This is a genomic window from Bacillus sp. CFBP9009, from assembly GCF_036541465.1.
GTDB lineage: Bacteria > Bacillota > Bacilli > Bacillales > DSM-1321 > Peribacillus.
Genome location: NZ_JAZHFU010000041.1, coordinates 1 through 8,147 on the forward strand (window position 1 = coordinate 1; position 8,147 = coordinate 8,147).

General features: G+C 37.8%; 6 protein-coding genes and 2 rRNA genes. 1 reads left to right on the forward strand and 7 read right to left on the reverse strand.

Annotated elements, in window-relative coordinates; genetic code table 11:
* Positions 1–653 precede the first annotated feature (653 nt).
* A complete protein-coding gene (locus V3595_RS28475; protein WP_053533572.1) occupies positions 654–1,211 on the forward strand; it encodes a shikimate kinase in 558 nt (185 codons plus the stop codon).
* A gap of 118 nt (positions 1,212–1,329) precedes the next feature.
* On the opposite strand, the gene V3595_RS28480 is transcribed toward V3595_RS28475, so the two are convergent.
* The 7 genes from V3595_RS28480 to V3595_RS28510 form a co-directional block, all read right to left on the reverse strand.
* Complete coding sequence (locus V3595_RS28480) at positions 1,330–2,343, reverse strand: LacI family DNA-binding transcriptional regulator (protein ID WP_137020934.1); 1,014 nt, start codon at positions 2,341–2,343, stop codon at positions 1,330–1,332.
* A 223-nt stretch (positions 2,344–2,566) separates the two neighbouring features.
* Positions 2,567–3,775 (reverse strand): MFS transporter, encoded by a 1,209-nt coding sequence (locus tag V3595_RS28485; RefSeq protein ID WP_485911311.1) that lies wholly within the window; start codon positions 3,773–3,775, stop codon positions 2,567–2,569.
* Positions 3,776–4,045: 270 nt separating this feature from the next.
* Positions 4,046–4,930, reverse strand: a complete 885-nt coding sequence (locus tag V3595_RS28490; RefSeq protein WP_485911315.1) for a shikimate dehydrogenase — start codon at positions 4,928–4,930, stop codon at positions 4,046–4,048.
* A 66-nt stretch (positions 4,931–4,996) separates the two neighbouring features.
* Positions 4,997–5,758, reverse strand: a complete 762-nt coding sequence (aroD, locus tag V3595_RS28495) for a type I 3-dehydroquinate dehydratase (protein ID WP_137024052.1) — start codon at positions 5,756–5,758, stop codon at positions 4,997–4,999.
* A gap of 67 nt (positions 5,759–5,825) precedes the next feature.
* Positions 5,826–7,028 carry an MFS transporter gene (locus tag V3595_RS28500; RefSeq protein WP_485911313.1) on the reverse strand — a complete coding sequence of 401 codons (1,203 nt, stop codon included), beginning with the start codon at positions 7,026–7,028 and terminating at the stop codon, positions 5,826–5,828.
* An 846-nt stretch (positions 7,029–7,874) separates the two neighbouring features.
* Positions 7,875–7,990: ribosomal RNA gene (rrf, locus tag V3595_RS28505) — 5S ribosomal RNA — on the reverse strand.
* A gap of 64 nt (positions 7,991–8,054) precedes the next feature.
* A 23S ribosomal RNA gene (locus tag V3595_RS28510) occupies positions 8,055–8,147 on the reverse strand; the annotation flags it as partial.

Here is an 8,147-nt window from a genome sequence, read left to right on the forward strand (position 1 = left end):
AGAAATGTTTGACTTGCTCATTTGCTTTTTTGATAGTGTGTGCTCACTTAAAATTTAACGTTGGCGCTTTGTTTTGTTCAGTTTTCAAAGAGCAATTTCACATTCGTTCTTGCGAACGGCTGTTTATTCATCATAACATCTTATTGATTAGTTGTCAACTTCTGCGAAGTTTTTAACTTATTTTAAATCGCTGTGTTTTTCAGCGACCATTTCATCTTATCATTTTCATAGTAAGAAGTCAATAGTTATTATTTCTTTCAGCAACCTGCCAAAAGCGATGAAGTTTTTCGTTTGTCTTAGTTGGTGCTTATTTATATTAATCCTTTCCCACCATAAAGTCAACACATTTCCCTTCAACCTAGTAATGCTTTTGGCTAAACCAATAAAACCTGCCAGTGATGTGTAATGGCATTAACAACCTGAATAGATGAAGGTAAACGTGTAAATCAGATGTATAAATCAAATACTGAAAAGCTGATTGTTCATTTCGGATAGATTGCTTTAAAAATAATCCGTTAAATCACGAATCCCATTGTCCAAATATTAAAAAATTTTTTTACAATTTTACTTTCTTGTACTATAATAAATATATTTTAAAAATTTCAGGATAGACTTTTAATCATTATAAAAATAGTTGGGAGAGGGATTTATAAATGATTAATAAAAACACATCTTTGAGGATGCAAAGTATCGTTTTTATTGGCTTTATGGGAGTAGGAAAGACGACGATCGGACAGAAAGTAGCAAGGAAATTATATAGGGACTTTATTGATATAGATCAAGAAATTGAAAAGGAATTCAATATGCCCACTACAGAAATATTCAAGAAGTTTGGAGAAAAAGCTTTTCGCGAAAAAGAAAAAAGTGTGATTGAAAGCCTTAGTCAACAACAATTGAAAATCATTTCAGTTGGAGGCGGGGCATTTTTACAAGAGGATATACGGAATATCTGTTTATCCAATTGCATTGTCTTTTACCTGGACTTATCTTGGGAATACTGGAAAGAGAGAATAGGCTTACTTATTGATAGTAGACCTGTTTTACAAAGCCGGTCCCTTGAGGAAATTGAAGAACTCTTTTACACCAGACAAGAAATATACTCCTATCATCATTCAAAAGTGAATACCAATGATCTTGATGTTGATGAAGTTGCAGACTTCATAGTCGATTCATTGAAAGTTGCCTGGGATATTTATGAACCGCTTAAGTAAGACCAGCTCTTTCATTTAATTGATTTTCCCAATAAAAGAATAATAGAAAAGATGAAAAGGGTACAGCGGCATGGATACCTAACCTCCTGTAATCTAATCACCTTTTTATTTTTCTTTATTAGGAAGACTCTCTAATAATCAGTTCTGGATTCAATATGATTCGCTGTTGATCACGTTCAATTTTCTCCATTTGCTGATACAGGAGATTCGCTGCCTCTTTTCCAATACGTCTAGGGAATGAGGAAATGGTCGTTAGCGGAGGATGATAGATTTCTGCGACTGGAACGTTATCGAACCCAACGATATCTATATCTTTTCCAGGAGTAAATCCTTTCATCATTAATCCTTGCATAACACCGAAAGCAATTAAGTCGCTAAAGCAAAAAATCGCGGTAGGCGGATTAGGATTCTCAAGTACTTTCAATACAGCCTCCAGCCCTCCCTCCCGGGTAGGGGCACTATCTATCACCAGCGATTCATCCACTTCCAATCCCGCTCTTGAAAGAGCTTCACGGTATCCCTCCATTCTCTCGATCCAAGTAGAAGATTCCTTGATGCCACCAAGGAGCGCAATTCTTTTATGTCCCTTTCCAAGGAGATGATCAACAGCCATCCTGGCTCCTTCTGGATAGTCTATGCCTACATAGTCGCTATTCACTCCAGGTAGTTCCCTAACAGCAAGGACCATTGGCGTGTCAATTTCATTTAACCTTTCAATTGTATCTTGTGAGCTTTCAGAGACAGGACAAAGAATCAGGCCTCCCACCCTATGTTCCATCATGGTTGAAAGGAGATGGTCTTGCTTGGCGACCGAGTCGAATGTAGTTCCCAGCAACACTGTATAACCGACCTCATCCAATGCGTCATGAACGCCTATCAGGAATTCAGAAAAAAAAGTGTTTGATATGTCGGTAATAATGATTCCTACAGTATCCGAGCTCTGCGACCTTAGGTTGGCTGCAATTCTATCGTATACATAACCCAGTTCATGCATGGATTTTAATACCTTTTTTCGCGTCGCTTCCGATATTCGAGGATTATTGCGAACGATAAGGGAAGCAGTGGATGTAGAAACCCCAGCATGTTTCGCTACCTGTTGCAGCGTGACCCGCCCTTTTTTGGATTGTTTCATAGTTCAATCACCATCTTGAATGTATTTTTGATGTACTTATTATTATCATGTTCTTATTATAATAATAATATAGTTACTGTCATTATTACACCATTGCTTTCGGAACATGGGTATACCATCGATTAATACTCACTCCAATACATCTATATCAAATATTCATTAGTCCAAAAAAAACGCCACCCTAGTTCTAGAAGATGGAGTTTTAAGTAATCCTTCATATTTATTAGCCATGGTTGAATATGGTCTGGTGCTGTGTCAATTTTTTATATCGGTAATAAACAAAAGCTGCAGCTAGAATTCCAATTGTTGCAATAAAGCAATCGAAAAGAAATATATGCGATATATCCCCGCTCTTAGCGATCAAGCCCGTTGCAATTGGTAAAATGACGCTCGCCAAACTTGAAGCCGTCGCAACGATCCCTGTTACAGTTCCTTTTTTCCTCCAGAAGAGTTCAGTCATTATTGCAATGGTTAATTGAAATATCCCTGCTGTCGAGGCTCCAAGGAAAAAGGAGCTAATACTTAAGACAATGGGTGAATGAATCGTTAATATGATGATTACCGTAAGTAAAGTAATCATTGGATAAAGCAATATTACCGTCACGGGCTTAATCCATTTGTTTAATAAGATGGATAATAGCAGGACGGAAATCAGTGATCCAACACTATAATAGCTCAATAATTTAATTGCACTTGAAGATGGCATACCTGCGACTTCCTGGCCGAAGCTCGGTAACCAGATTTGCGAAACTGTAAATAACGCAGTTGATGTAAACCCAATTATGATTAGTGCGACTCCTTCGCTCCAAAATTTAGGTTCAGTTATGAACCTGTTACTATGCAAATCCTCCTCATGATTGACAGCATCGGATTTGCTTTTTGGAAATGAAGCGGACAAAACAAAGAACATATTCAAGAAGTAGACTACAGCCGGTAATAAAAATGCAAACCCGTAAAATAATTCGTTCCTAGTAAGAAACAAGATGATGAATGGCAGGATGGTTGCACCAAGAGAACCAAAAGCCTTAACCATAACACTGGCGGAACCAGCAGATTCAGGAAACATTTCAGTTAGCGCCGGATATGTACCAGCATCCATGGCTGAGTTCGATATTCCCGCAAGTAAAGCAAATACAAACGCCATTTCATATGTGGGGGAAAAGGGAATCCCTAATAAAAAAACTCCCATTATTACCGAAGAGACAATGATCAATGGCTTTCTTCCAAATTTATCTGATAATACTCCCGAAAGACCATACGTGAGTAACCTGCCTATTCCTATTGCTGCAATGAGATAACTGATGCCAGTAGAGTCTGTATCCCATTGATCTGTTAAAGAGGGCATGTTTGAGGCGAGAATTATATTTACCATCCCTAGCAGGAAATAGTTAATATACATGCCAGATGCCGCTTTAAAATACTGATTTTTCATTATTACACCCCTATAATAAATCACGTTGTGTTTCTCCCCTAGAACGCTTTAATGCAAAATGTAATTACATTAAAGCCTCCCCTTTTATGTTATCCATTTAAATGAAAACCACTTTTCAAAAAAAAACGCTAAGAAAAACAAGGAATTTCACTCCCTGCATTTCTTAGCTCTGTGGTATCTGCACTCATTTAATGTAATCAATTAACGATGATGCACATCAAGTATGAACAAACCTCTATTTTGGAGAATGATCCCCAGAGTGGAATCGTATTATTCTGCAAACAATTGCTCTTTGATGTAATCAACAGGCATCTGTTGACCTGTCCATAATTCAAAGGCAAGTGCACCTTGCCAAAGCATCATCCCAAGACCATTAATAGCTGTAGCACCCGCAGCCTCAGCTTGTTCCATTAGTTTTGATTTACGTGGGATGTAAACAACATCTGTTACGATTAAATCAGGACGCAGCATTGATTCGTCTTGAATGACACTTAAGCCATCAAGGGGTTTCATGCCAACGCCAGTTCCATTTGCCAAAATATCACTAGTTGCGATTTCAGCCTTTAATTGTTCAACATTTTCAAGAGGGTATACGTTGGCTTTTACATTTAAGTGCTTCATATCTTCATTGATGATTCGTACATTCTCTTCTGCTTGCGGGAAGAAAGCATCATCACGAGCAAAAATGCTGATTTCCGCCACACCTTCCAGCGCAGATTGAATGGCAATTGGAGTAGCAGCCCCGCCAGAACCGATAAGAGTCATTTTCTTTCCTTTAATATCTATACCATGTTCTTTTAGGTTCCGAGTATATCCCATTCCGTCTGTGCTGTGCCCTACGAACTTTCCATCAACATTGACAACTGTATTAACGGCCCCAGAAAATTTAGCACTGTCTGCCAATTTATCTAGATATGGAAGGATCTTCATTTTATTAGGCATGGATACGTTAAATCCTTTTACATTTAATGCACGCATCCCCTTTACTGCATCTTCCAGCTCTTCATTTCCAACCTCAAATGCTAAATAGGCGCAATTCAAGCCTAATTTATCGAAAGCTAAATTATGCATGGCAGGTGATAAAGAATGTCCGATAGGTGTTGCCAGCAATCCTACTAATTCTGTTTTCCCATTAATTCGTCCTAGATTTTCCATGTTCATGTTCTATTCCCCCTGATTTTTTAAGTTTTATATAAATTCCTTATTGGAAGGAATTATGAGTTAAATATTTTGATCAATGATCTCCAATACATCTCTTAATTGAGTAACAGGAATTTGTCCTGGGGCAGATGCTTCTTTTCCGGCACCGAATGTACAAGCAGATCCAAACACCGCACCTGATAATCGGCTGACCAGGCCTGTACCCGACATTGACATCGTAATGAATGGGCGATCGGCATACTTTGTTTTCATCGTGTAAGTTGCATCTAATAAAACGAGTAAGTCACCAACCGTTTGGGGCATTACAGCGATTTTTGGAATATGGGCGCCAAATTCCTGCATTTTACGTAATCGGTAAATGATTTCTTCTTTTGCAGGTGTCTTATCGAAATCATGGTTACACATTACTACGTATACGCCATTTTCCTCAGCTACCTTTACAGTCTCCTTCACTGATGATTCCTCAAAAAATAACTCCACATCGACAAGATCAATATTCTTCGTTTTAATTGCTGTATGAAGAAGTTGGAAATAATAAACATCACTGATTTCCTTGTTTCCGCCTTCTTTATGGCTTCTAAAAGTGAAAAGCAGCAAAGTATTGGGAACAGCACTTCTAAGTTTTGAAATCATATCTGAAACAGCTTCTAAGCTTTCGACTTGTTCAAAGACATCTACTCGCCATTCAATGATATCCGGCTGTAGCGCATTTACCGTTTCAACTTCTTTAAGCAGTTCTTCTTCAGTTGTCCCCATTAGAGGAACGATGATCTTTGGAACCCCTTCTCCGATCGTTACGTCTTTGATCGTGATTGTTTGCATGGATGTTTCCCCCTTTTATCATTATCATCAGTGGGGTTCATGCCCCACTGATGTTCGGCTAGACTGTTTAATTGGAAACCTTAATTACCTTTTTGTATCGATAGGCAACGAATACGGCCAATAAAATACTAACTGCCGCAATTGCCACATCAAACAAGAAGACCGCAGTTAACCCAGTACTCTTAGAAATGATACCTGTAACGAAAGGTATGATGATAAAGGCTGAACTACCTGCAATGTTTACATATGAAGTAATCGTACCTTTATTGGCAGGGAAGAATTCTGTGATTATTGTCATGGCTAATTGGAATACCCCTGCAGTTGAAAGCCCTATGAAGAAAGCGCTCAAAACAGTTATAAATGGTTGCTGGATGTAAATGAGTGACAATAAAGATAATGCTGCAATGACCGGATAGATAATCATGACGGTAATGGGCTTAATTACTTTATTCAATAGAACAGCTAGTAAAATGACAGAAACAAGGGAGCCAATGCTATAGTAACTAAGCAATTGAACAGCCTTAGCTTGGGTTAGCCCCAATACATCTTGTCCGAAGTTCGGGAGCCAGACTTGAACCAGCATGAATAAAGCAGTTGATGTGAAGCCTAATAGTATGACTGCCAAACCTTCCTGAGCAAACTTCGGTTTTGAGAGGAATTGCTGTTGAACCGGCACAGCTTGTTCATCATTCTGAGTTTGGCTTTGAGCTTTATGATCCGGGAATGAAACCTTAAGCAGGAAAAACCCATTAACAAGATATACAGCAGCCATTAAGAAGAATGTATACCCGTAAAACATATCTCTAGCTATAAAGAACGCCATGATAAATGGAAGAAGTGCGGCACCGATTGAAACGAACGCTTTTACTAATACGGTAGCGGAACCAGCTTTCTTTTGAAAAGCCTCAATAAGTGCTGGATACGTACCTGCATCCAAAAATGAATTTGCAATACCAGCACATACAGCAAATATAAATGCCAATGTATAGTTAGGAGCCAAAGGTATGCCTATAAGGAAGATCAGGTAGATAAAAGATGCTGAAACGACAAATGGTTTCCTTCCTAATTTATCCGACAGTCTACCCGCGAAAAACAAGGAAACTAACTTACCGATTCCTATAGCAGAAACCAAGTAACTTATCCCTGAGGCACTTGTGTTTAATTGGTCGGACAAATTTTCCATATTTGACCCGATGATAATATTGATCATGCCTAAAATGAAATAGCTAATATATAAACCAGTGGCCATTTTTATAAATGGATTTTTCATGTAACACACCCCTATTAAAAAATTATCGAAATGCAATTTGATTCTTAAGCCTTTCAGAAGTTGCCCCCTTGCCCCATACCATAAATTCAAGAACAAAATTACGTACTAAATAAAACAATAAGTAAACCGGCTTTAGTTAGTACATCGTTCTACTAACTTTTCGCAAAACTAGTATATCGTTCTACTAATCTTCCATTATTAGTACATCGTTCTACTAAAAAATTAGTATTGGTATATCGTTCTACTAAAAACCGATTACGTTCTAAATACAAAAGGTATTGAATTAACACTTATGCTAGATTTAATTAGTTAAATTTATTTAGTATATCGTTCTACTGGATTATTATACTGCGCTAATTTAATTGTGTCAAACTCATGAAGCAGTCCTTAATAACTATAGAGCAATTACTCATACTCATTATTCCTGGATTTCGAAGTGCTCATTTTTGATCTTATTTACCTTAAAAGCACAGCCATACCTTGGATTCGTTACTGTTCAAAAAAGTTCAAGCATACTTTTATTTGCTGTGGCACAAAGTATTTTATCATTTATTAGGGCTTCCTTCTAATCCGATATTCTCCACTTTTTTAGTTACCAGTTTCTGAATAAATTTCTTTTTAGCTAAAATATATGTACTGCTTCTTATTTAAATACAATTATCCAGTAATTTACAATCGGATTGAATGACCCATGTCTAAGTATGGCTGGGAGAATATCTCACTTTTATTTTCAATATCACCCTTCTCAGGGTGTAATAACAACTTCTCTATAATGGAAAATAACAAGGCATTATAATTTTCATAAACGCAAAAAAAGACCAGCCGGATGGCTGATCTTAATAAATGGCTTGGCGGCGTCCTACTCTCACAGGGGGAAACCCCCAACTACCATCGGCGCTGAAGAGCTTAACTGCCGTGTTCGGAATGGGAACGGGTGTGACCTCTTCGCTATCGCCACCAAACATATAAGGAACGTTGTTCCTTCAAAACTAGATAATAAGAAGGTATTTCATTTTTTAAAAAGCGTTGGTTAAGTCCTCGATCTATTAGTATCAGTCAGCTCCACATGTCACCATGCTTCCACCTCTGACCTATCAACCTGATCATCTTTCAGGGATC

Bases quoted from the DNA above. Each gene is read 5' to 3' on its own strand.
- V3595_RS28480 (WP_137020934.1), bottom strand. From the start codon at position 2,343: ATGAAACAATCCAAAAAAGGGCGGGTCACGCTGCAACAGGTAGCGAAA.
- V3595_RS28475 (WP_053533572.1), top strand. From the start codon at position 654: ATGATTAATAAAAACACATCTTTGAGGATGCAAAGTATCGTTTTTATT.
- aroD (WP_137024052.1), bottom strand. From the start codon at position 5,758: ATGCAAACAATCACGATCAAAGACGTAACGATCGGAGAAGGGGTTCCA.
- V3595_RS28490 (WP_485911315.1), bottom strand. From the start codon at position 4,930: ATGGAAAATCTAGGACGAATTAATGGGAAAACAGAATTAGTAGGATTG.
- V3595_RS28500 (WP_485911313.1), bottom strand. From the start codon at position 7,028: ATGAAAAATCCATTTATAAAAATGGCCACTGGTTTATATATTAGCTAT.
- V3595_RS28485 (WP_485911311.1), bottom strand. From the start codon at position 3,775: ATGAAAAATCAGTATTTTAAAGCGGCATCTGGCATGTATATTAACTAT.